This window comes from Micromonospora sp. MW-13, from assembly GCF_003434305.1.
Classification (GTDB): domain Bacteria; phylum Actinomycetota; class Actinomycetes; order Mycobacteriales; family Micromonosporaceae; genus Micromonospora.
The window spans coordinates 24,708-47,260 of the sequence record NZ_QKKX01000061.1 but is presented as its reverse complement, the minus strand read 5'-3'; the positions used below and the strand labels follow the sequence as shown (position 1 = coordinate 47,260).

Sequence of the window (22,553 nt, the reverse complement as noted above, 5' to 3'; positions counted from 1 at the left end):
CCGGCCGGCTCAGCGGTTGCCGCGCTTGGCCGCGCGACGCTGCTGCCTGATGGTGTCGCGCACCTCTCGCTCGGTCTCCGCGTTGCGCCGGGCGGAGGCGGCCCGCCGCACGCCGTAGCCGAACGCGGCCACCTTCACGAGCGGGTTCGCCGCGGCGGCGGAGACCACGGTGGCCAGGTTCGCCACGTTCGCCGTGACGTTCTGGGCGTGGGTGGTCATGGTGTCCACCTTGGCCAGTTGGAGGTTCACCCCGTCCAGCGAGGTCTGCACCTGCTCCAACGCCGTGTTCACGTTCTTCACCGTGATGTTGACGTCCCCGAGCAGCGGAGTGGTGCGGTCGTTGAGATCGTTGATCATCCGGGTCGTGGCGTCCACGGTGTGCCGCAGGCGCAGGATCGGCACCGCGAGCACGAGCACCAGCATCAGGAACGCGCCGGCCGCGATCAACGCAGCGATCTGTCCACCATCCACGCATGTCCTCCTCAAGCAGAGTTCCGGAACCCGACGTCCGGAACGCGCGACCGTCATACCCACACCGGCGCTCGGCGACCCGTCGGGGTCAGCCGGAGCAGGCGGGCCTGCCAGCCCCAGACCCTACCGTCAGTGATGGAACACGGCTCACGACGGTGAGGGGGTCAATTCACCGAGCGGATCCTCGCTCAAGGTCGGGAAGGGATCCTCGCCGGTGAGTGACGGGTCGGTGCTCGGTTGCGGTCGGGTCCGCTCGTCGTCGATCGCGTTGCGGACCTTCACCGACACCAACGAGCCGGTGCACTCCCGCGCTGCGGGCGAGGCCAGCGGCGTCGGCGCGGGCTCGCCGTCGACCGGTGGCGGGACGCAGGCCGGCTCGCGCACCCACAGGTCGAGGGTCAGTTCGTCGCGCCGCCAGCAGGTGTACTCGCCCTTCGCCTGCTGCTCCGGGCACCGGCTCACCTTCCACGGCCGCCAGCCGTCCTCGGTCAGGGCACGCGCGTACGCCTGGGAGGTCTCCTTCACCGGCCGCTCGGACTCGACGGTGCGCTCGCGCAGCCGGCACTCCTCCAGGCACCAGCGGCTGCCGCTGACGTTGTCGACGCTCTTCGTGGCCGCCCAGCCGGGCACGTTCAGCTCGTCCAGGGTGTCGAAGACCGGGTCGTGGCTCAGCGTCCGGAGACCGAAGTAGAGCGGGACCGCGCCCAGCAGCAAGAGGCTGACCAGGGCGAGCACGCCCATCCGGAGCCGGCGGCGCTCCCGCATCTGCCGGCGCAGCTCCGAGCGGGCACCGCGCAGGCCGCCGGGGCCGCCGGCGGCGTCCCCGGCGGGGGCCGCGGGCTCGGCGGGCCGCCGCGGCACCACCTCGCCCGCGCCCTGTCCGGCGGGCTCCGCACCGGCCCGGACGGCGGGCGGCACCACGGCGGCGGCCCGGGCCAGCGCGGGTGGCTGCTCGGGCCGGGCCGGCGGCGCACCCGGCAGGCCGGCGGTGGGCTCGCCGCGCCCGGGTTCGGGCTGGGGCGGGCCGGCGGACCGGCCGGCCGGCCGGTCCGCCGGCCCGCCGTCGGGACGGCCGACGGGGGCGGCGGCCCGGGCGGTGGCGGGGCCGGCGGGGGCGGCGGCCCGGCCGGCGGGGGCGCCGGGCGGGGTCGCCCGGCCGGCCGGGGCGCCGGGGCGGCCCCCGATCTCCGGCGGGGCTCCCGGGGCGGACTCGGCACCCGGACGCGGACCGGCGGCACCGGGCCGGTCGCCGGGGGTCGCACCCGGGGCGGGGGCCGCGCCCGGACGCGGGACGAGCCCGGTCGGACCGGCCGGGGGCCGGCGCTCCTCGGGGACGGACGCCCGGCCCGGGTGCGGTCCGTCGGCGGACCCGCCGGGGCGGGCCGCGCCCCGCGCGGGGCCCGACGGCCGGAGCTGGCCGGCCCCGGGGTCCCGGGGCGGGCGGGCCTCACCGGCGGCGCGCTCGTGCGGCGGACGGACCTCGCCCGTACCCGGCTCCCGGGGTGGCTCGACCTCGCCGGGGCGGGGGGCCACCGGCTGGCGGGGCGGGGCGGCGGCCCGGGCGGCGGCGGATGGGCCGGCGTCCGCCGGCCCGGCACCGGGAGCGGCACCCGGCCGGGCCCGGCCGACGGACGCCCGCCCGGCGTCACCGACGACCCGCCGGGCGCCGGTCGGCTCCCCGACCGGCGGCACGGCGGCCGGCGGAGCGGGCGGCACCGCGGCCCGGTTCACCATCGGCATGGCGGGATCGGTGTGGGTGCCGCGGCCGGCCTGGCGGAGCCACTCCGCCGGATGCTTCGGGCGGTCGCCCTGGCCCGGCGTCGCCCCACCTCGCTCGTCGGGGCCCTCGCCGGCCGGCCCGGCGGGGGTGGCTCGGCGCCGCGCGGCGGCCTCGTCCGGACCCGGCTCGGGCCCACCTCGCCGCCGCCCGCCCGCACCCTCGGCCACGGTCGGCGGCGGACCGGGTACCGGGGGGGCGTTGCCGCTGAGCGGGACGACCGGCGGCGGCTCCTCGGCGGCGCGGCGGCGGCCGGCCGGGCGGGCGACGGGCGGGACCGGACCGGCGACACCACGGCCGGTCGGCTCGTCCGGTCCGGCCACGACGGGACCGCCGGGGACCCGGCCCGGGCGGTCGCCCGGCTCGGGGCGGAAGGCGTCGGCCGGGGCCGGGTGCGGCGCGCCGACGACGGGGGGCGGCTCCGGCGCGGCGCGGCGCGCGGCGGCGGAGACCGGGGCGGCGGCCCGGCCGGCGGGCGGCGACCCACCGGGGCCGACCGGCCAACCGCCGGTCGGGGGCTGGCCGGCACGGCCGGCCGGGTCGGCCGGCGGGCCCTGCGGGCGGGGGGGCTGTCCGGGGACGCCGGCCACCGGCGCGGCGCCCTGCGGCCGGGGTAGGTCCCCCGGCGGGCCGCCCACCGGGCCGGCGGGACCGGCCGGACGAGGCTGGTCGCGGGCTGGCTCCGGGCCGGCCTGCGGCGGCCGGGGCGCGGCGTCCGCCGGGTGCGGCGGGCGGGCCGGCTGCGGCGGCCGGGGCGCGGCGTCCGCCGGGTGCGGCGGGCGGGCCGGCTGCGCCGCGGGGTGCGGCGGGCGGGCCGGAGCGGCCGGTGCCGCGGACTGCGGGATCGGGCCCTGCGCCGGCCGGCCCGGCGGGGCCGCCGGGGGCGGGGGCGCGCCGTGCGGCGGGCGGGGCGGCTCGGCCGGGCCGGGGCGGCGACCGGGCTCCGGCGAACCGGGCCACGGCCCGTCGACCGGACGGGGCCGGGCGGGACCGGGTTCACCGCCGCGCACCGGGGGCGCGGCCGGCGGGCCGGCCGGGCCGCGCCGGGCCTGCGGGTCGGGGTGGCCGGGTGCCGGGGCCTGGCCGGGTGCGACGCCGTCGGGGCCCAGCTCGGCGCGCTGCTGCTTGGCGGAGCGCAGGTCGTCGATCCAGCCGAACTCCTCGCCGCCGACCGGCTCCTCGGGCTCGCTGTCGGGTCGGCCCCGGCCCCACCGGCGCCCCTTGGCACGCTGTTCGCGCCGCTCGTCGGGGCCGTCCTCCGGTCGCTCCGAACCACGGGATCTCACTGCTGACCCTCCCCGACGGCGTCTGCGCCGTCCTCGTCCGCCACGGTGGCGTTCCCGTTGCCCGACGGGTGGCGGCCGTTCCCGACGGGGGCCGACGCGTCCGCACGCGCCGGGGTGGGCAGCCCCCGGACGATCCGGCGCAGCAACGGCAGCCGGTTGGCCACCGACCGCTCGGCACCGTGCCCGCTGGGACGGTAGTAGTCGGCCCCGACAAGGTCGTCCGGAGCGTACTGCTGGGTGACCACCCCTCGGGGGTCGTCGTGCGGGTAGCGGTAGCCCACGCCGTGGCCGAGCCCTCGGGCCCCGGCGTAGTGGGCGTCGCGCAGGTTGCGGGGCACCGGCCCGCCCCGCCCCGCGCGGACGTCGGCCATCGCGGCCCCGATCGCGCTGGTCGCCGAGTTGGACTTCGGCGCGGTGGCCAGGTGGATCACGGCCTGGGCGAGGTTGAGCTGGACCTCGGGCAGGCCGACGAACTCCACCGCGTGGGCGGCGGCGGTGGCCACGCCCAACGCGGTCGGGTCTGCCATCCCGACGTCCTCGCTGGCGAAGATGACCAGGCGGCGGGCGATGAACCGGGCGTCCTCGCCGGCCACCAGCATCCGGGCCAGCCAGTGCAGCGCGGCGTCCACGTCGGACCCGCGCATGCTCTTGATCAGGGCGCTGGTGACGTCGTAGTGGGCGTCGCCGGCCCGGTCGTAACGCACCGCCGCGACGTCCACCGCCTGCTCGGCGGTGGCCAGCTCGATCCGGTCGGCGCCCAGCGCGGTGGCCGAGGCGGCTGCCGCCTCCAGCGCGGTCAGCGCCTTTCGCACGTCGCCGCCGGCGAGGCGGACGAGGTGGTCCTCCGCGTCGGTTTCGAGGGTGAGCGCGCCGGCGAGACCGCGGGGGTCGGTGACCGCGCGATGCAGCAGGTCGCGCACGGCGGCGTCGTCCAGCGGCTGGAGGGTGAGCAGCACGCACCGGGACAGCAGCGGCGAGATGACCGAGAAGTACGGGTTCTCGGTGGTCGCCGCGAGCAGGGTGACCGTGCGGTCCTCGACGGCGGCGAGCAGCGAGTCCTGCTGGGTCTTGCTGAACCGGTGCACCTCGTCGATGAACAGCACGGTCGGCGGGCCGCCCGAGCGGCGTTGCCGGCGGGCGGTGTCGATCACCGCGCGGACGTCCTTCACCCCGGCGGAGAGCGCCGACATCGCCACGAAGCGGCGGTCGGTGGCCTGGGCCACCAGGTGGGCGATGGTGGTCTTGCCGCTGCCCGGCGGGCCCCAGAGGATCACCGACATCGGGGTGGTGCCGCCGACGAGCTGGCGCAGCGGGGCGCCGGGGGCGAGGAGGTGGTCCTGCCCGACGAGTTCGTCGATGCCGGCCGGACGCATCCGGACGGGCAGGGGCGAGTCGGCCGACACCGGGGTGAAGCCGTCGACGCCGACGGAACCCGTGTGGGCGCTGGGCGACCCGGCGGGCGCACCGAGGGAGAAGAGGGCGTCGGACTCCATCAGGAAGACAGTACCGGGCCGGGTCGGCGCCGCCGGAACTGCGGCGCGGACCCGGCCCGGAATGATCGATTCCGGTCAGCCTCGGCCGGGGCGCCGGCCCCGGTACCAGCGTCCGCCGCCACCGCCGCGCGGGCCGCTGCCGACCCCGGCGAGGTACAGGGAGAGCAGCAGCAGACCGAGCATCAGCAGGGTGTGCACGTTGAACAGGTCCGGCGCGCCGAAGCTGGTGTCGAGCAGGTCGATCAACAGGGCGAAGCCGAAGACGATGGCCGCGAGAATGGCGAGCATGTCGGTCCTCCGGTGGGGGTTCCCAGTGGGTCGCCGCCTGATGTACCCAACCGGTCCGATCGCCAATCTCCACCAGGGACGGGCCGGCTCAGTCACCGGTCGGTGACCGGTCCGTGGCCAGGACGGCGTACCGCACCGAGTCCCACCACCGGCCCCGGACCAGGAGGTGGTCCCGGCTGATCCCCTCCCGGCGCATCCCGACCTTCTCCAGCACCCGGCGGGAGGCGACATGGTCCGGCCGGGTGGTCGCCTCGATCCGGTGCAGCCCCAGCCGGTCGAATCCGAGCCGCAGCAGCAGTCCGGCGATGTCGGTGGCAAGGCCCCGACCCCAGTGGTCGGGATGGACCACGTACCCGATCTCGCCGCGTCGGTACGCGACGCTGTCGACGGTCAGGGTGCCCAGGCCCACCAGTCCGGTGGCCGCGACGGCGACCAGCCGGTAGCGGGACCGCGGCTCGCGCCGCGCCTCGTCGCGCCACGCCGGCACGGCGGCGCGGACCTCGTCCAGGGTCGGCGTGCTCTCGTCCAGCGACCGCTCGTGGACGCGGGGATCGACGGTCAGCCCGTGCAACGCGGCGACGTCGCCGTCCTCGGCCTCGCGCAGCGCGCAGCGCGGCCCGCTCAACCGGACCGGATACCCGGAGGTGATCCCTCCCACGGTTGGCTCCTTCCATCCGGGCCGGCGCCCGGCCGGCCGACGTCCCCGGTGCACCGGCCGGGTTCTCTGGTGCCGAAGGTGCGCCCCGCTCACCGCGCCGCAGTAGGGGCGGGCGCGGGCGCACCGGCGGCCGCGGTAACGAGTGCGGTCCCGGCGGGCCCGCCGTCGGGACCGGGCAGCGGTCCGGCCACGGGACCGGCCGGCGGACCGGCCGCGGGGGTGGGTGCCGCGCGACGGGCGGCCCGCCACGCCGGCAGGTAGAGCGGCGCGGCCAGGGCGAGCGCCACCGCACCGACCAGCATCGCCGTGCCGACGCTGGTGGCGTCGGCCAGCGCGGTCAGCACCACCGCGCCGAGCGCCCCGGCGGACTGCCCCATCATCGAGTTCAGCGAGAGCACGCTGGTCCGGTACGGGCCGTCGACCTGCCGGTGCAGCAGCCCCAGGTGCAGCGGATTCGACGCGCCGTGCACGGTGTAGCAGGCCAGGTACGCCACCAGCACCCCGACCGGGCCGGCGAGCAGCCCCATCCCGACCACGGTCGCGCCCTGGAGGACCCGCAGCAGCGCGGCGCCCGGCGCGGCGCCCGGCCAGCGCAGCAGCAGCGGGGTGAGCGCGGCACCGGCGGCCGAGGCGAGCCAGGCGGCGGAGCTGGCCGGGCCGAGCAGCGCGGCGGCCCGCTCGGGGTCACCGACCACCTCGGCGAGCCGGACGGGCAGCAGCGACTCGAAGGTGACCATCCCGAAGCCCCAGAACAGCTCCACCGCGACCAGGGCGAGCAGCACCCGGGAGCGGCGCAGCAGCCCGAACGCCTGCCCGACCATCCGGGGCGCCTCGGCGACCGAGGCCCGCAGCGCCCCCGATCCCCGGCCGGGCCGGACCTCGACCAGCAGCGCCAGCAGCGCGGCCAACGCCACCGCCTGCAACGCGAGGGCGACCAGCACCGGCCCGGTCAGCGCGCTCACCGGGCCGACCGGGCCGAGCGCGATCAGGCCACCGCTGAGCAGCGCGCCGACGGCGATGGCCACGCCGGCGACCGTGCCGGCGTGACCGAGGCCGCGCTCGTACTCGGCCTCGGGGTCGGCGGCCAGGGTGGCGTCGACGTACCAGGACTCCAGGGGGCCGCTGTCCAGCGCCCGGTAGGCCCCCTGCACCGCGAAGACGAGGAAGAACAGGGCGACGGAGTCGGCCACCGCGAACAGCGCCAGGGAGACCAGGTTGAGCACCCCGGCGGTGACCAGCACGGGCTTGCGGCCCAGCGCGTCGGCCATGCCGCCGGTGGGCAACTCCAGCGCCAGCACCACCAGGCCCTGGGCGGTGACGGCCAGGCCGATCTGGGACAGCGACAGGCCGCGCTCCTGCATCAGCAGGATCATGACCGGGATCAGCAGGCCGGACGGCAGCCAGCGCAGGGCGTAGAGGGCCAGGTAGCGGAACCGGACCTGGCGTACGGTGAGGACGCTCACCGGGTCTGACCGGTCATCGGGTACGCGGCCAGGAAGACCTGCACCGGCTGGGCGTCCGGCTCGTCGGGGGCGGACTCCTCGCGGTAGCGCAGGAGAACCTGCCGCATTTCCGCTTCGAGCGCCTGGAGCCGGTCCGGCCCCAGGTGGAGCAGGGTGTCGCTCATGCCGGCGGCGTCCCGCCACGCGGGAGACCAGTCCTGGCGGGCGGCGAACCACCGCTCGGCCTGCTCGACGAGCAGCCGCACCTGGTCAGCCTGGATCCACTCGATCGCGGCCCGGGCGTCCGGGTCGTCGTCGAAGTCCGTCGGATCCCAGTTGGTCACGTCGTGCGCGGCGCGCCACCAGCGCTGCCGGCCGGTGGCCCGATCCGGGTCCTCGACGACCAGCCCCACCTCGGCGAGCTGCCGCAGGTGGTAGCTGGTGGCGCCGGTGTTGGTGTCGAGCTTCCCGGCGAGGGCCGTGGCGGTCGCCGGGCCGCCGATTCGTAGCGCGCCGAGCAGCCGTAGCCGCATCGGGTGCGCCAGCACCCGCACCTGTCGGTGATCCAGCCGGACGGCGCGGGGCGCTCCTGGCGGGGTTTTGCTGTCCATGCCTGCACAATAGCTATGCACACTTTCTATGCACAAGTTTTGTGCATAGAAAGTGTGCGGCACCTGACAGTTGGCGGGTGGGACGCTCAGGGGGCGAGGAGTTCGGTGATCCCGCGCAGGCGGGTGCGCAGCAGGCCGGCGGCCCGGGCGCTGTCGAGGCGTACCTCGGTGGGCCGGAGCAGGCCCGACGCGGCGCTGGTGGCGGTCCTCAGGCCGGCCGGGTCGACGCCGAACCGGCGGGCCACCAGCAGCCCCAGCTCGGCGCGGCTGACCGCCTCCGGGCCGGCCACGTTGAGCGGGCCGGCGTGGTCGCCCGCCACCAGCTCCAGCACGGCGGCGGCCAGGTCGGCCACGTCGACCGGGCAGCGGATCTCGTCGGTGAACAGGCTCATCCGGCCGGCGAGGGCGTCCAGGCAGAGCCGGATCTGCTTGCTCCGCTCGTCGCCGACGATCAACGAGGTACGCACCAGCGCGGCCCCCGGGTCGACGGCCCGCACCGCGGTCTCCGCCGCCGCCTTCGCCGCCCCGTACGCGAAGACCGGGGTGGGCACCTCGTCGTCGGCGTACGGCTCGGGCCGGCCGGCGTGCAGCGCGTCGCTGGACAGGTGCACCAGCCGGGCGCCCGCCTCGGCGGCGGCGTACGCGACGTGGGCCGCCCCGTCGGCCGTGACCGTCCAGTCGTCGTACCGGTAGGGGGTGCTCACCACGGCGGCGGGCTGCACGGCCGCGACCAGCGCGCGCACGGCGGCCCGGTCGGTCACGTCGAGCCGGTGCGCCTCGACCCCGGCCAGCTCGACGGGGTTGGCGTGGTACGTGCCGAGCACCCGCCGGCCCGCCGCGACGGCCTGCCGGCACACCTCGGCGCCGAGGTACCCGCTGGCACCCACCACGAGCAGCGTCACGCGTCTCCCCCTCCACGGCGGCGGGGCGCCACCTCGGCGACGCCCCGCTGCACCCTGCGAAAGACCGCCTCAGACCGGGTCCGCCACCGGGGCGGCCGGGCCGGCGGTGCCGGTGTGCGCGGCGGCGGCCGGCTTCGGCTTGGCGTCGATGCCCGCCTCGGCGCGCTGCTGCCCGGTGATCGGCGTGGGCGCACCGGTCAGCGGGTCGAACCCGCCCCGGGTCTTCGGGAACGCGATGACCTCGCGGATCGAGTCCGCACCGGTCAGCAGCATGCAGACCCGGTCCCAGCCGAACGCGATGCCGCCGTGCGGCGGGGCGCCGTACTTGAACGCCTCCAGCAGGAAGCCGAACTTGTCCTGCGCCTCCTCGGGGGTGATGCCGAGCAGGTCGAACACCCGCTGCTGCACGTCGCCCCGGTGGATACGGATCGAGCCGCCGCCGATCTCGTTGCCGTTGCAGACGATGTCGTACGCGTACGCCAGGGCCCGGTCCGGGGCCTCCTCGAACCGGTCGACCCACTCGGCGTTCGGGGACGTGAACGGGTGGTGCACGGCCGTCCAGCCACCCTCGTCGGTCTTTTCGAACATGGGGGCGTCGACCACCCAGCAGAACGCCCAGGCGGACTCGTCGATCAGCTTGGCCCGCTTGGCGATCTCGATCCGGGCCGCGCCGAGCAGCTCCTGCGCCTCCCGCGCGTCGGCGCTGGCCGCGAAGAAGACCGCGTCGCCCGGCTTCGCGCCGACCGCGTCGGCCAGCCCGGCCAGGTGCTCGGCGGAGAGGTTCTTCGCCACCGGGCCACGCGCCTCGCCGGTCTCGGCGTCGAGCACCACGTACGCCAGGCCCCTGGCCCCGCGCGCCTTCGCCCAGTCCTGCCAGCCGTCCAGCTCCTTGCGGCTCTGGCCCGCCCCGCCCGGCATGACCACCGCGCCGACGTACCCGCCCGCGTCGATCGCGCCGGCGAAGACCCGGAACGCGGTCCCGCGCAGGTAGTCGGTCAGCTCGGTCAGCTCGACGCCGTAACGCAGGTCCGGCTTGTCGGAGCCGTACCGGGCCATGGCGTCGTGCCAGGTGATCCGCGGGATCGGCCGGGAGATCTCGTGGCCGGCGAGGTCCTTCCACAGCGCCGAGACGATCGCCTCGCCGAGGTCGATCACGTCGTCCTCGGTGACGAAGGACATCTCGATGTCGAGCTGGGTGAACTCCGGCTGCCGGTCGGCGCGGAAGTCCTCGTCCCGGTAGCAGCGGGCGATCTGGTAGTACCGCTCCATGCCGCCGACCATCAGCAGCTGCTTGAAAAGCTGCGGGGACTGCGGCAGGGCGTACCAGCTACCCGGCTGGAGTCGGACCGGGACCAGGAAGTCGCGGGCACCCTCCGGGGTGGACCGGGTCAGCGTCGGAGTCTCGATCTCCAGGAAGTCCCGGGAGTGCAGCACGCCCCGGGCGAGCTGGTTGGCCCGCGAGCGCAGCCGCATCGCCTTCGCCGGGCCGCCGCGGCGCAGGTCGAGGTAGCGGTACTTGAGCCGGATGTCGTCGCCGGCCTCGATCTGGTCGTCGACGGGCAGCGGCAGCGGCGCGGCCTCCGAGAGCACCTCCAGCTCGCTGGCGGTCACCTCGATCTCGCCGGTCGGCAGCTCCGGGTTCTCGTTGCCCTCGGGGCGGCGGGTCACCTCGCCGGTCACCTTCACGCAGAACTCGTTGCGCAGCGCGTGCGCGTCCTCCTCGCGGAAGACCACCTGGACGATGCCGGAGCCGTCGCGCAGGTCGACGAAGATGACACCGCCGTGGTCGCGCCGGCGGGCCACCCACCCGGCGAGCGTCACCGTGGTGCCGGCGTCCGTCGCGCGCAGGCTGCCGGCGTCATGGGTACGGATCACGGCTTGCGTCTCCCTCGTCTGCGGTCGGTCTGCCCCCGCATTCTGTCAGGGCGCCCCGCCCCCCGCCGCCACCGGGCGGCTGACGGCACCCGGACGGCGCCGCCACCCGGGCGAGCCCGGTGGCGGCCGGTCGCACCCCGGCCGGCCCCGCGTCCCGCGCCACCGCGCTGGTCAACGGCGGGGCCCGGCTCGGCCTGGCCGAGCGGGTCACGGCCGGGGCCGAGGCGCTCGGCCCGCTGCTGGCGGTGCTGGCCCTCGGTCGTGGCCGGCGGGGAGCGGGGGGCGCACCGTGACGGGGCCCTCGGCCAACGCCGGACGCGCTCCTCGGCGGCGATTGGGCGCCTTCTCCCGGTACGCCGGAGGCGGGCCGCCGGACTCCCGGCGGCCCGCCTCGCGGGGTGGTGCGAACCGATCAGATGATGCTGACGCCGTAGACGCTCAGCGCCTCGGTGACGGGCTGGAAGTAGGTGGTGCCGCCGGAGGAGCAGTTGCCGCTGCCGCCGGAGGTGAGGCCGACGGCGCTGCTGCCGCTGAACAGCGAGCCGCCGCTGTCGCCCGGCTCGGCGCAGACGTTGGTGCGGATCAGGCCGGAGACGCTGCCCTCGGCATAGTTCACCGTGGCGTTGGTGGCGTTCACCGAGCCGCTGCGCAGGCCGGTGGTGCTGCCGGAGCGCTGCACGGACTGGCCGACGAACGCGCTGGCGGCGCCGGTGACGTCCCGGTAGCTGCCGTTGTAGAGGGAGACGTTGCCGGTCGCGTTGGCGGAGTTGCTGTGCCGGACGATGCCGTAGTCGTTGCCCGGGAAGCTGCTGCCGGCGCGGGTGCCCAGGACGCTGGTCTGGCCCGAGTTGGAGTACCAGGTCGAGGCGATGTTGGTGCAGTGCCCGGCGGTCAGGAAGTAGGTCGTGCCCGCGCTGTTGCGGACGTTGAAGCCGAGCGAGCAGCGACCGCCGCCGGCGGCGTAGATCGCCTGGCCGCCGGAGATCCGGGTGCTCAGCACGCCGGCCTCGGCCTCGACGCGGACGGCGCCGCCGGTCCGGGCGGCGGCGGCCTTGACGCGCTCCAGCTTGGCGCCGGTGACGGTGCTGTCGACGGAGATGACGACCTGGTTGGTGACCGCGTCGGTCCACCACGCGGTGCCGGGGATCTTCGCCGAGCGCTCCAGCTCGGCGGTGGCCCGGTTGAGCTCCGAGGCGCCGCGCTTGACCATCTTGGCGGTCGCGCCGGCGGCGCGGACCTGACGGGCGGCGGCCTCGTCGGTCACGGTGACGACCATCTTGCCGCTGGCGTCGGCGTACACACCGGCCGAGCGGTCACCGAGCCGGTCGGCCAGGCTGGCCGCGGCGTCGGGCGAGGCGGGCGAGGGCGCGGCCTGGGCGGGCGCGCCGATCAGCGCGGTGGCGACCAGGGTGCCGGCCGCGGCGACGGACGCGGCGCGGAGGAGCGATGACCTTGTGGGTCGCATGCAAGACCTCCCGGAAGGGGGTGACGGGTCGCGCCGGGGGTGACGGACCCGAGGACGGACCCGGCCGGATCTGTGCGAACCGGTCGAGTGAACTGAAGTATTCACATACTTAAGATTTCTCGCAAGACCTGACCTTGCCCCGCTCCATCCGGGCCACATCCGTCGCGGCCTGCGAAGTTGCGACCACAGACATCGATATCTATGATCGGTGAATCCTGACTCCCCCATCAGTACCCGCGTTTCGGAGGCCACCATGAGCCCCGCCTGACGCCCCCACCGGATCGATGTCGACGCGGCGCTCGCCCCGCTCAGGACCCGGCCTACCCGACGCCGACCGGCGGGCCCGGATCCGTCGGCGGATGCCAACCGCGCCGTGGGCCGCCGTCGCCGGCTGGTGACGCCGGCCCCGCCCGAGGCGGGGCCGCACCATCAGCCCGCCGGACGCGGGGCCCGTACCGCCAGCCCGCCGACGCGGGGGCCGTACCGTCAGCCCACCGGGCGCGGGGGCCGTACCGTCAGCCCGCCCGGAGCGGGGGCGGCCCGTCGCCCTCGCGGCGGTGGGCGCCGGGGCCGGGCCGGGGCAGCACGTCACGTGGGTCGGCCACCTCGTGCCCGGCGGCGCAGCGCAGCTCCGCCCGCACCTCGGCACCGCAGTCGCGGTGCTCGACGGACAGCGGCGAGCCGTCCGGGTCGGCCAGGTAGCGGTCCCCCCAGCCGAGCACGGCGACCAGCACCGGCCACAGGTCGAGCCCCTTGCCGGTCAGCCGGTACTCGTGGCGCACCCGGCTGCCCGGCTCCCGGTACGGCTCACGGCGCAGCACCCCCTGCTCGACCAGGGTGGCGAGGCGGTTGGTGAGCACCTGCCGGGGGATACCGGTGCGCACCCGCATGTCGTCGAAGCGGCGGATGCCGTTGAACACCTCGCGGAGCACGACCAGGGTCCACCGCTCGCCGAGGATCGCCATCGCGCGGGCGATGGTGCAGTTGTCCACCGACCAGTCCAGTGCCGAGGGTCTCATGCCCACCAGGCTAGGTCTTGTTGACAGACTCAGCAACGCGCTGCCAGGCTGCGTCCATGACGCAGACGCAGCCGGCGCGCAGCCGCACCTTCACCTGGTCCGACCCGGCGGCCGGTGCCGCCCACCTCGGCCGGCGCAGCGGCCTGGAGCTGCTCCGGGCGATGATCGCCGGCGAGCTGGCCGCGCCCCCGGTGATGCACCTGATCGACATGGCGCGGATGGAGGCCGACGAGGGCCGGGTAGCGGTCGAGCTGGTGCCGCAGGAGTTCCACTACAACCCCCTGGGCACCGTGCACGGCGGCGTCATCTCCACCCTGCTGGACACCGCCGCCGCCTGCGCCGTGCACAGCACCCTGCCCGCCGGGGTCGGCTACACCTCGCTGGACCTGAACGTGAAGTTCCTCCGCCCGGTGACGGTCACCAGCGGCACCCTGCGCTGCGAGGGCACCGTCCTGCAGCGGGGCCGCCGCACCGCCCTGGCCGAGGCGAGGCTCACGGACGCGGCGGGCCGCCTGATCGCCCACGCCACCTCCACCTGCCTCCTCCTCCCCCTGACCACCCCCGCTCCCCCGGCCTGACCTCCCGCCCCCACCCACCCCCCACCGTCGATCATGGAGGCGTGGTGCCGGGAAGGTGCCGTTTCGCCCGAAACGTCCCCCACCACAACTCCATGATCGACGTGGGGTGGGGGTGGGGGTGGGGGTGGGGGTGGGGGTGGGGGTGGGGGAAGTGGCGGGTGGGTCAGGGGCGGGTGGCGGCGAGGCGGGCGGCGCGGGCGTCGCGCTTCTCCTCGAAGCGGGACGCGTGGGTTTCGAGGGTGTCCAGGTGGGCGGCGATCTGGTCGCGGGCCGCCTCGCCCTCGGCGTCCAGGCCGGCGACGTTGAACACGTCCCACTGGCGCAGCACCGGGACGACCACCTCGTCGCGGTGCTGGCGCAGGTCGTAGATGCCGGCCAGGGCGATCGCCACCGACTTGCGGGCGAAGCCGTCGATGCCCACGCCGGGCATCTGGAAGTCCGCCAGCACGTCGGCGATCGCCCGCATCGCCTGGCTCGGGGCCAGTTCCAGGGCGGCGTTGAGCAGGTTGCGGTAGAAAACCATGTGCAGGTTCTCGTCGGCCGCGATGCGGGCCAGCAGCGCCTCGCAGGCCGGGTCGCCGGTCACCCGGCCGGTGTTTCGGTGCGAGATCCGGGTGGCCAGTTCCTGGAACGACACGTACGCCAGCGAGCGCAGCATCGAGTCGTCGTGGGAGTTGGAGTAGCCGGCCGTCATGTGCACCATCCGGGCCCGCTCCAGGGCCACCGGGTCGACCATCCGGGTCACGGTCAGGTAGTCCCGGATGGCGGTGCCGTGCCGCCCCTCCTCCGCCGTCCATCGGCCCACCCAGGTCCCCCACGCCCCGTCGGGGCCGAAGAGGGTGGCGATCTGGTGGTGGTACGAGGGGAGGTTGTCCTCGGTCAGCAGGTTCACGATCAGCGCGGTGCGCGCCACGTCGGGGATCGTCGAGTCCGATTCCGCCCACGCCTCGCCGCCGAGCGGGCCGTCGAAGGTGCGGCCCTCGCTCCACGGCACGTACTCGTGCGGGAACCACTCCTTGGCCATCGAGAGGTGCCGGTCGAGGTTCTTCTCCACGACGGGCTCCAGCTCGACGAGCAGGGCGGTCTGGCTCAGTGCGGTCACGACGATCTCCCTACGGTGGCGTAACTTACGCCACCGTAGGTCTTCGTCGGCGTACGCGCCAGTAGCGCCCAGCTCGTGAGCGGTGCCCGCGGATCCTCAGCCCTCCCCGATCCGCAGCCAGAACGACGCCGGCAGATAGTGCTCGGTCAGCCCCAGCCGCCGCCACAGCCCGGCGGCCACCTCGCGCAGCTCGGGATCCCCGGCGACGTACGCGTTGGGCAGCTCGACCTGCCACCGGTCCGACCCGGACAGCAGGAACGCGGCCAGCAGGTACTGCTCGTTGTAGTGCCGGTAGCGCCACTGGGGCGGATAGTCGCGCGGCAGCATGATGTCGTGCACCTGCACCAGCACCCCGGGCCGCAGCCGGGGCAGCACCTCGAAGAAGAAGACCGTCACGTCCGAGCCCATGAAGCTGCGGTGCGAGCCGTCGAAGAAGACGACGTCGCCGGGCTCCAGCTCGTCGAAGACGGCCAGGTCGGCCCGCTCCAGGGGGCGGCGCACCACCTCGTCGCAGAGCACGTCGACGCTGGCCCGGGGGGCCGGGTCGATCGAGGTGATCCGGGTGCGCAGGCCGTGGTCGCGCACGGCCCGGCGGGCGAACTTGGTGGAGTTGCCGGAGCCGATCTCCACGTACCGGCGGGGGTCGCCGTCGGCGAGGAACCCGTAGAGCGCCAGCGCGTCCAGCGGCGGCAGCCACCCGTTGACCCAGTACGGCGACCCGGCGTCGAGGTCGCCGCGCAGCGGGATCTCCGCGAGCCGGTCCGCGTGGTCGCAGAACCGGCGCAGCCGCGCGGCGTAGGCGTCCCGGCCCCGGTCGAGCAGCGCGGTGAGCGCCGGGTGGTCCGGGCGGCCGTGGCCGAAGCGGGGCTCGGGCCGGACCGGGAAGTCCACGAAGATCGGCCGGCGCAGCCCGAACGCGGACAGCACCAGGCCGTGCAGCAACGGGCGGCGTTCCAGCCGGGCCAGCGGCGCGGCCAGGAACGGCAGGGCGGCCAGCACCTCGACCCCGGAGGCGGTGCCGAACGCGCTGCGCATCCGCCGGGTGAAGCCGCGGACGCCGCCGCCGGGGACCCGGCCCGGCGCGCGCAGCCGGTCGGTGGGCGGGTGGGCGGGCAGGTCGGTGGCGGTCATGAGGGTGCTCCTTCGAGGTCTTCGACGCTGGCGGAAACGGGGGCGGAGGAGGAGGGGGCGACGGCCGGAACAGGGGCGGGGGCGGTGGGGTGGGTGGGCCGGCGGCCGGTGGCGGTGAGCAGGGCGAGCACCACGGCCGTCGAGCCGATGTCGCCGACGGTCAGCAGCACCCGGCTGAGCGCGACCAGGGTGACCAGGTCGGGGCCGGCGACCAGGGTGGCCAGGGTGACCGCGAGGACCACCTCACGCACCCCCAGCCCGGTCGGCATGACCACGGCGCACAGGCCGGCGACCACGGACAGGGCGAACCCGCCGACGCCGACGGTCAGCGCCCGCCACGGGTCGGCGCCGAGGGCGACGGCCAGCACCGCGATGTGCAGACCGCTGATCAGCCAGCCGAGCAGCATCAGCGCGGTGGCCCCGAGCAGCGTCCGCCGCTCGGGCAGGGCCGGCCCCTCCCCCGCCCCGGCGGAACGGCGCAGCAGCCGGGCGGCGACGACAAGCAGGCGGCCGAGCAGCCGGGGTGCGAGGACCGGGGCGAGGGCGGCGGCTGCGGCGGGCAGCAGCAGCCACCACCAGGGGCTCCGGGCGACCAGCCAGGGCAGCGCCAGGATGCCGACGAGCACCCCGGAGACCGCCGCGAGGCCCTGGCTGACCAGGAACGCCGCGGCGAGCCGGGCGGGCGGCTGGCGCAGCGGCCGGGCCATCGCCGCGTGGGCGACGGTGGGCCAGACCCCGCCGGGCAGGTAGCGGGTCAGCCCGGCGAGGAAGAACAACCAGCTCGCGTCGCGCAGCGACAGCCGGCTGCCGAGGCCGGCCAGCAGCAGCCGCCACCCGACGAAGCCGGGCACCCCGCCGACCGCCGCGAGCACCCCGGCGGCGAGCGCGGTGCCCCAGCCGACCGCCCGCAGGCTCTCCCCCAGGCCGTGCCGGACCCGCCAGACCTGCCAGCCGAGGAAGACCAGCACCGCGGCGTAGCCGGCCAGCCGCAGCGTGGACCACAGCCGCGCCCGGGTCACCGGGACACCGCCCCGGGCGGCCCGCGCCCGGGTCACCGGGCACCGTCCAGGGAGAGGGTCGTCTCCTGCACCCGGTGGTCGGACATGCCCCGGGCGTCGCGCAGCCGGTACCGGTGCACCGTCCAGTCCCGGGAGACGAACGTCCAGTCCAACCGCCACCAGCGCTGCCCCGCGATGGTCCACGACGTCGGGTACGCCGACCCGCCGGCCCGGCCGGCGTCGGTGAGCCGGTCGGTGAGCCGGTCCAGGTCGGCCATCGCCGGGCTGGTGTTCAGGTCCCCGGCCACCAGCACGGGCAGCGGGTTGCGGTCCAGGTCGGCGGCGAGCGCGTCGTACTGGGTCTCGCGGCGCTGGAAGAACTCGCGCCGGCGCTCGTAGAAGGTGGCGCGCAGCGGGCTGCTCAGGTCCAGTGGGACCAGGATGTGGGTGTTGTACACCGACACGGTCCGCGCCCCGATCCGCAGGTCGGTGCGCAGCGACTTGACCTCCCAGTAGTCGGTGCGCCAGTCCGAGCCGGGCGGCGGGTCGGCCGGCAGGGCGGCGACCCCGACGATTGGGAACCGGGTGAGCGTGACCAGTTCGCCCCGGGCGGCCACCTGGTAACCGGGGAACTCGCGGCGCAGCCGGGCCAGGTCGGCGTCACGGCGGGCCGGGTCGTCGGCCGGCTTGTACTCCTGGAGCAGGTACACGTCGGCCCGCCGGGCGGTGAGCGAGGCGTAGAACGCGTCGGCGTCGTCGGTCTCGTTCCACACGGTGGTGTTCCAGGAGACCAGCCGCAGCGCGTCCGCCGGCACGGGCGGCGGGGTGCGCAGCACCGCCGGGTTCAGCCCGGACAGCCCGGCGCCGAGGGCGAGCGCGGCGGCGGCGAGCAGCGCCACCCGGCCGCGCGCCGGCCCGGCGAGGCCGGCGAGGGCGAGCAGCAGCACCGGTACGGCCACGAAGGCCAGCGGCGGGGTCAGCTCCGGGGCCAGCCACAGCCACCACCGGCCGCTGAGCAGCCGGTGCGCCACCACGAAGGCGAGCCACGCCCCGGCGAGCACGGTCAGCGCCCGGCCGGCCCGCCGCCGGGGTCCCCGAGCGGCAGGGACGGCAGGCGTGGCGGGAGCGGCGGGCGACCCGGGCTGGTCGGAGGTGGCCACCCGGGGCGGGTCGTCCACGGTGCTCACGCGGCCACCGCCGGGGACTCGTACAGCCGGCGGAAGCGCGCCGACACCAGCCACTGGGCCAGGCCGGCGGCCACCCCCACCCCGATGGTGAGGCTGACCAGCAGGTGCAGGGCGGCGAACCTAACCGTGTACGGCAGGCCGCGCACCGCGCGCACGTAGCGGTACATCCGGGTGTCGCGCAGCAGCCAGAGCGCGAGCAGCAGCACCGGCACGGCGGCCCAGGCCGGGCCGGCGAGCAGCGGCAGCGGCGCGGTGGCGGCGGCGAGCCAGGAGGCCAGCCCGGTGCCGGACTCGGTGGAGGTGACCACGCCGACGACCCGCCGCCGGTTGAGGAAGAACGGGATGTGCACCCGGGTGCGGGTGAACACCTTCGACAGCGCGATGCCCAGCGTGGCATCGTCGTCGTGCCGGCCGATCACCGACGAGGTCATCCGCACCTCGTACCGGTCGGTGAGACGCTCGGCCACGTCGGCGCCCTCGCTCTGGGTGAGCCGGGGGTTCCACGGCCCCACCTCCGCCCAGACCCGGACGGGCAGGGCGAGGATGGCGGTGGACAGGAAGCCGGTGATGCTGCCCTCGGCGATGCGGAAGTACCAGTGCCGGAACAGATTGCGGTAGTCCTTGGTGAAGCTGCCCCGGATCAGCGGGACGGTGTCGTAGTTGCCGCAGACCGCGCCGACGCCCGGCTCGTCGCGCAGGATCGCCACGGCGGTGGCGACGGCGTCGGGGGCCAGCGCCACGTCGGAGTCGACGAACACCAGGATCTCGCCGGTGGCGGCGTCCGCGCCGATGTTGCGGGCCACCGAGGGCCCGCTGTTGACCGGGATATGCAGCAGCCGGACCTCGGGGAAGGAGCGGGCCACGGCGACGGAGTCGTCGGTGCTGCCGTCGTCGACGACGATCACCTCCAGCGGGTGGTGGGTCTGCCCGGCCAGGGCCGCCAGGCAGAGCCGCAGGGTGCGGGCGTAGTTGTAGTTGGGCACGATCACGCTGACGAGCGGGGCGGCGGACACCACCTCACCAACCTTTCGAGTCGAGCGGACGGACGGCGGACCGGGACGGCCGCCGCGACGGCCCGAACGTCGGGTCGACGGCGGCGCGGGCCAGCCCGACCACCGCGCCCGCGATCAGGGCCAGGTTGACCAGCAGGTGCACCCCGAGGGCGCGGCCGAGGAACGGCCAGCCTCCGGCGCGGCGCAGCAGCGCGACCAGCGGCGGGTCGGCGGCGGCGAAGACGGCCAGGCAGAACGCCGGCAGCGCCGCGCCGGCCGGGCCGAGCAGGGCCGCGGGCAGGGTGAGCACGGCCAGCCCGGCGGCGGCCACCCCGAGGGTGGGGTTCAACGCGAGGCCCCGGCGGCGGTACCGGTTGCGCAGCGAGAAGCGCAGCAGTTGGGCGCGGCGGTACTGCTCGCCGAGCAGCGGCAGCAGCCGGTCGGCCTCGTCGTGCCAGCCGACGACGGCGTCGGTGAGCCGGATCCGGTAGCGGGTGAGCAGCCGCTCGCTGTACTCGTCGTCCTCGGCGCTGCGCAGGTTCTCGTCGAACGGGCCCAGGTCGCGCAGCACGGCCCGGGGCACGGCGGCGAGGGCGAACACGGCGGTGTCCACCGGCCCGACGGCCCGGGTCAGCGCCGAGTGCAGGTGCAGCACCCGGTACCGCTCGACGGGGCCGTCGTCGATCAGCGGCTGCGGGGCGTAGACGCCGTAGACGCAGCCGCAGCCGGGGTCGGCGGCGAGCGCGGCCACTGCGTTGCCGAGCGCGTCGGGGGCCAGCGCCACGTCGGAGTCGAGGAAGAACACGACGTCGCCGGTGGTGGCGGCGACCCCGGCGTTGCGGGCGGCGGACACCCCGCCGTTGACCGGCTGGACGAGCACCCGGACGCCGGCCGCCGCTGCCACGGCCCGGGAGTCGTCGGTGCTGCCGTCGTCGACGACCAGCACCTCCACCGGCGAATGGGTCTGCGCGGCCACCGAGTCCAGGCAGTGGCGCAGGGTCTTCGCCGCGTTCCACACGGGGATCACGACCGAGACGGTGGGTGCGAGGTTCATCGCGCCTCCTCAAGCGAGATCAGGGCGGTCTGGGTGCGGTGGTCGGACAGGCCGCGCGGGTCGCCGAGGGCGTACCGGTGCACCCGCACCTGCGCCGAGGCGAGGGTCCAGTCGAGCCGCCAGGTCGGCCCGCCGGCCGGCCAGCTCGCCGGGTAGAGGTCGACGGAGGCGTCGGCGGCGTCGCGCAGCCGGTCGCGCAGCGGGCGCAGGTCACCCATGGCCGGGGTGGTGTTGAGGTCGCCGGCCACCAGCGCCGGATTCGGGTTGGCCGCGAGGTCCGCGCCGAGGGCGGCCAGTTGCGCCCGGCGGGCCGCGTCCCGCTCGCGGACGTACGCCCAGAAGCGCTCCGGCGCCAGGTTCACCTGCACCGGCAGGTGCACGTTGTACGTCGACAGCGTCCGGTCGCCGACCCGCAGGTCGACGCGGAGCACCTTGGCGGCGGCGAACACCCGCCCGAAGTCGGCGGCCGGGTCGGCGGCGAGCGCCGCGTCGGGGCCGACGGCCGGCCGGGCCAGCACCGGGTACCGGGACAGGGTGAGCAGCTCGCCCCGGGCGAGGACGGCGTACCCGGGGAACGCCCGGCGCAGCCGGTCCAGGCCGGGGGCGGGCCGCGCGCCGGCCAGCCCGGCGGCGTCGTCCCAGTACAGGTGCTCCTGGAGCAGGTAGACGTCGGCGCGCTGGTCGGCCAGGAAGCGCAGGAACGCGTCCGGGTCGTCGTGCTGGTCCCAATAGCCGGTGTTCCAGGCCAGCACCCGCAGCGCGTCCGGCGGCGGGGCGGGCCGGTCGGCGAACGCGTGCCGGTTGAGCCCGGCGTCGGGCAGCCCGAGGGCGAGTGCGGCGGCGGCCCCGGCCAGCACCGCCGTCGCCGGGCGGGCGGGCAGCGGCCGGCGCAGCAGCCGGGCGGCCGGCACGCCCAGCGCCAGCCCCACCGGCACCGCCAGGTACGCCAGCGGCGGCAGCAGGTCGGGCAGCAGCCACAGCCACCACCGGCCGGTGAGCGCCCGGTGCGCCACGGTGACCGCCAGCCAGCCGAGGGCGGCGGCGACCAGCAGCCGGGTGGCCGGGCACCACCGTCGCCGGGGCGGGGCCGGCGGGCCGGCGGCGGGGCGGGCCAGCAGGCTCATGCGGGCACCGCAGCCGGCTGGGGGCCGCCCTCGTACAGGGCGCGGAAGGAGCGGGAGAACAGCCACTGTGCCGCCCCTGCGGCGGCCCCGGCGACGATGGCCAAGTTGATCAGCCACTGCACCCCGACGAAGGCCACCAGCAGGCCCGCGCCGCGCCGGCGCAGCACGAACCGGTACATCCCGGCGTCGCAGGCCAGGAACGCCACGGCCAGCGCCGCCGACGGCAGCGCCCCGGCCGGGCCGAGCAGCAGGGGCAGCGGCAGGACCGCGGTCGCCAGCAGGGCGGTGACGCTGGCCCACATCCGGGCGGCGGTTTCGAAGCCCTGCGCGGCGCGGCGGCGGCGGACGTACAGCGGCATCCGCAGCCGGCTGCGGTGGAACACCTTGCGCAGCATCGGCCATAGCCGGTCGTCGTCGCGGTGCCGGCCGTGGATGGCGTCGGTGAGCCGGATCGGGTAGCGGGCGCCCATCCGCTCGCCGTACTCGACCTCCTCGGTCTGCCGCAGCCCCTCGTGGAACGGGCCGATCTCGGCGAACACCCGGGCCGGCATCGCGCAGATGGCGGTGAACAGGAAGCTGACGTCGCCGAGCGAGCTGATCCGCCACCAGTGCGCCTGTAGGCAGCGGCACTCCTGGACCAGGCTGTCGCGGACCAGGGGGACCTCGTCGAGGGTGCCGCAGACCGCGCCGGCGGCCGGATCGGCGGCGAGCAGCGCGACGGCGCGGGCGACGGTGTCCGGCGGCAGCTCCACGTCGGAGTCGACGAACAGCAGGACCTCCCCGGTGGCGTGGGCCGCGCCGAGGTTGCGGGCCAGCGCGGGGCCGCCGTTGCGGGGGGTGGACAGCACCGGCACGCCGAGGGCGCGGGCGACGGCGACCGAGTCGTCGGTGCTGCGGTCGTCGACGAAGACGATCTCGGTGGCGGGGTGGGTCTGGGCCAGCAGCGCGGGCAGGGTCAGCCGCAGCGAGTCCGCGTGGTTGTAGTTGGGCACGACGACGGACACCGTCGGTACGGGCGGGGTCATGGGTCTCCTTCCGGCGGAGCACCGGGGCGGCGGGTAGGGCAGGAGCCGGCGGTCAGGTCAGGAGGGCCGGCGGCC

At 76.2% G+C, this 22,553-nt stretch carries 21 protein-coding genes; 2 read left to right on the top strand and 19 right to left on the bottom strand.

Annotation, left to right across the window (positions count from 1 at the left end):
- Positions 1–9: 9 nt before the first annotated feature.
- The 9 genes from C5N14_RS25950 to aspS form a co-directional block, all read right to left on the bottom strand.
- Complete coding sequence (locus tag C5N14_RS25950) at positions 10–471, bottom strand: DUF948 domain-containing protein (protein WP_117671622.1); 462 nt, start codon at positions 469–471, stop codon at positions 10–12.
- 147 nt (positions 472–618) lie between these two features.
- Positions 619–1,236, bottom strand: coding sequence for a hypothetical protein (locus tag C5N14_RS25945; protein ID WP_117671763.1), 618 nt, complete (start codon positions 1,234–1,236; stop codon positions 619–621).
- A 2,294-nt stretch (positions 1,237–3,530) separates the two neighbouring features.
- Positions 3,531–5,027 (bottom strand): replication-associated recombination protein A, encoded by a 1,497-nt coding sequence (locus C5N14_RS25930; protein WP_117671616.1) that lies wholly within the window; start codon positions 5,025–5,027, stop codon positions 3,531–3,533.
- A gap of 75 nt (positions 5,028–5,102) precedes the next feature.
- Positions 5,103–5,315 carry a hypothetical protein gene (locus C5N14_RS25925; protein WP_117671614.1) on the bottom strand — a complete coding sequence of 71 codons (213 nt, stop codon included), beginning with the start codon at positions 5,313–5,315 and terminating at the stop codon, positions 5,103–5,105.
- Positions 5,316–5,403: 88 nt separating this feature from the next.
- On the bottom strand, positions 5,404–5,973 hold the full coding sequence (locus C5N14_RS25920) for a GNAT family N-acetyltransferase (protein WP_165878225.1): 570 nt from the start codon (positions 5,971–5,973) through the stop codon (positions 5,404–5,406).
- 89 nt (positions 5,974–6,062) lie between these two features.
- On the bottom strand, positions 6,063–7,436 hold the full coding sequence (locus C5N14_RS25915; protein ID WP_117671610.1) for an MFS transporter: 1,374 nt from the start codon (positions 7,434–7,436) through the stop codon (positions 6,063–6,065).
- Positions 7,433–8,026: a helix-turn-helix transcriptional regulator gene (locus C5N14_RS25910; RefSeq protein ID WP_117671608.1), complete on the bottom strand. Its 594-nt coding sequence runs from the start codon at positions 8,024–8,026 to the stop codon at positions 7,433–7,435. The genes C5N14_RS25915 and C5N14_RS25910 overlap by 4 nt, the downstream gene beginning before the upstream one ends.
- Before the next feature lie 86 nt (positions 8,027–8,112).
- Positions 8,113–8,928 (bottom strand): sugar nucleotide-binding protein, encoded by an 816-nt coding sequence (locus C5N14_RS25905; protein ID WP_117671606.1) that lies wholly within the window; start codon positions 8,926–8,928, stop codon positions 8,113–8,115.
- A gap of 69 nt (positions 8,929–8,997) precedes the next feature.
- A complete protein-coding gene (aspS, locus tag C5N14_RS25900) occupies positions 8,998–10,803 on the bottom strand; it encodes an aspartate--tRNA ligase (RefSeq protein WP_117671604.1) in 1,806 nt (601 codons plus the stop codon).
- A gap of 119 nt (positions 10,804–10,922) precedes the next feature.
- On the opposite strand from aspS, the gene C5N14_RS32395 reads away from it, so the two are divergent.
- Entirely contained in the window at positions 10,923–11,096 is a 174-nt protein-coding gene (locus tag C5N14_RS32395) for a hypothetical protein (protein ID WP_165878224.1), read from the top strand.
- A gap of 119 nt (positions 11,097–11,215) precedes the next feature.
- Here C5N14_RS32395 and C5N14_RS25895 read toward each other — a convergent pair whose 3' ends face one another.
- Together C5N14_RS25895 and C5N14_RS25890 are read right to left on the bottom strand one after the other, a co-directional pair.
- Positions 11,216–12,268: a S1 family peptidase gene (locus C5N14_RS25895; RefSeq protein WP_117671602.1), complete on the bottom strand. Its 1,053-nt coding sequence runs from the start codon at positions 12,266–12,268 to the stop codon at positions 11,216–11,218.
- A gap of 515 nt (positions 12,269–12,783) precedes the next feature.
- Entirely contained in the window at positions 12,784–13,287 is a 504-nt protein-coding gene (locus C5N14_RS25890) for a helix-turn-helix domain-containing protein (protein WP_117671600.1), read from the bottom strand.
- Between the two features lie 56 nt (positions 13,288–13,343).
- Between C5N14_RS25890 and C5N14_RS25885 the strand changes: the two genes are divergently transcribed.
- Positions 13,344–13,865 (top strand): PaaI family thioesterase, encoded by a 522-nt coding sequence (locus tag C5N14_RS25885; RefSeq protein WP_117671598.1) that lies wholly within the window; start codon positions 13,344–13,346, stop codon positions 13,863–13,865.
- 163 nt (positions 13,866–14,028) lie between these two features.
- On the opposite strand, the gene C5N14_RS25880 is transcribed toward C5N14_RS25885, so the two are convergent.
- The 8 genes from C5N14_RS25880 to C5N14_RS25845 all read right to left on the bottom strand — a co-directional run bounded on the left by C5N14_RS25880 (position 14,029) and on the right by C5N14_RS25845 (position 22,478).
- Positions 14,029–14,967 (bottom strand): acyl-ACP desaturase, encoded by a 939-nt coding sequence (locus tag C5N14_RS25880; RefSeq protein WP_117671596.1) that lies wholly within the window; start codon positions 14,965–14,967, stop codon positions 14,029–14,031.
- A 96-nt stretch (positions 14,968–15,063) separates the two neighbouring features.
- Positions 15,064–16,098: a class I SAM-dependent methyltransferase gene (locus C5N14_RS25875; RefSeq protein WP_207892870.1), complete on the bottom strand. Its 1,035-nt coding sequence runs from the start codon at positions 16,096–16,098 to the stop codon at positions 15,064–15,066.
- A complete protein-coding gene (locus C5N14_RS25870) occupies positions 16,095–17,153 on the bottom strand; it encodes a lysylphosphatidylglycerol synthase domain-containing protein (RefSeq protein ID WP_165878223.1) in 1,059 nt (352 codons plus the stop codon). Before C5N14_RS25870 ends, C5N14_RS25875 begins: the two co-directional genes overlap by 4 nt.
- On the bottom strand, positions 17,150–18,283 hold the full coding sequence (locus C5N14_RS25865; RefSeq protein ID WP_117671592.1) for an endonuclease/exonuclease/phosphatase family protein: 1,134 nt from the start codon (positions 18,281–18,283) through the stop codon (positions 17,150–17,152). Before C5N14_RS25865 ends, C5N14_RS25870 begins: the two co-directional genes overlap by 4 nt.
- Positions 18,280–19,299, bottom strand: coding sequence for a glycosyltransferase family 2 protein (locus C5N14_RS25860; RefSeq protein WP_117671590.1), 1,020 nt, complete (start codon positions 19,297–19,299; stop codon positions 18,280–18,282). The genes C5N14_RS25865 and C5N14_RS25860 overlap by 4 nt, the downstream gene beginning before the upstream one ends.
- A gap of 1 nt (position 19,300) precedes the next feature.
- Positions 19,301–20,329: a glycosyltransferase family A protein gene (locus C5N14_RS25855; RefSeq protein WP_117671588.1), complete on the bottom strand. Its 1,029-nt coding sequence runs from the start codon at positions 20,327–20,329 to the stop codon at positions 19,301–19,303.
- Positions 20,326–21,453 carry an endonuclease/exonuclease/phosphatase family protein gene (locus tag C5N14_RS25850; RefSeq protein ID WP_117671586.1) on the bottom strand — a complete coding sequence of 376 codons (1,128 nt, stop codon included), beginning with the start codon at positions 21,451–21,453 and terminating at the stop codon, positions 20,326–20,328. The genes C5N14_RS25855 and C5N14_RS25850 overlap by 4 nt, the downstream gene beginning before the upstream one ends.
- A complete protein-coding gene (locus C5N14_RS25845; protein ID WP_117671584.1) occupies positions 21,450–22,478 on the bottom strand; it encodes a glycosyltransferase family 2 protein in 1,029 nt (342 codons plus the stop codon). The genes C5N14_RS25850 and C5N14_RS25845 overlap by 4 nt, the downstream gene beginning before the upstream one ends.
- Positions 22,479–22,553: the final 75 nt, after the last annotated feature.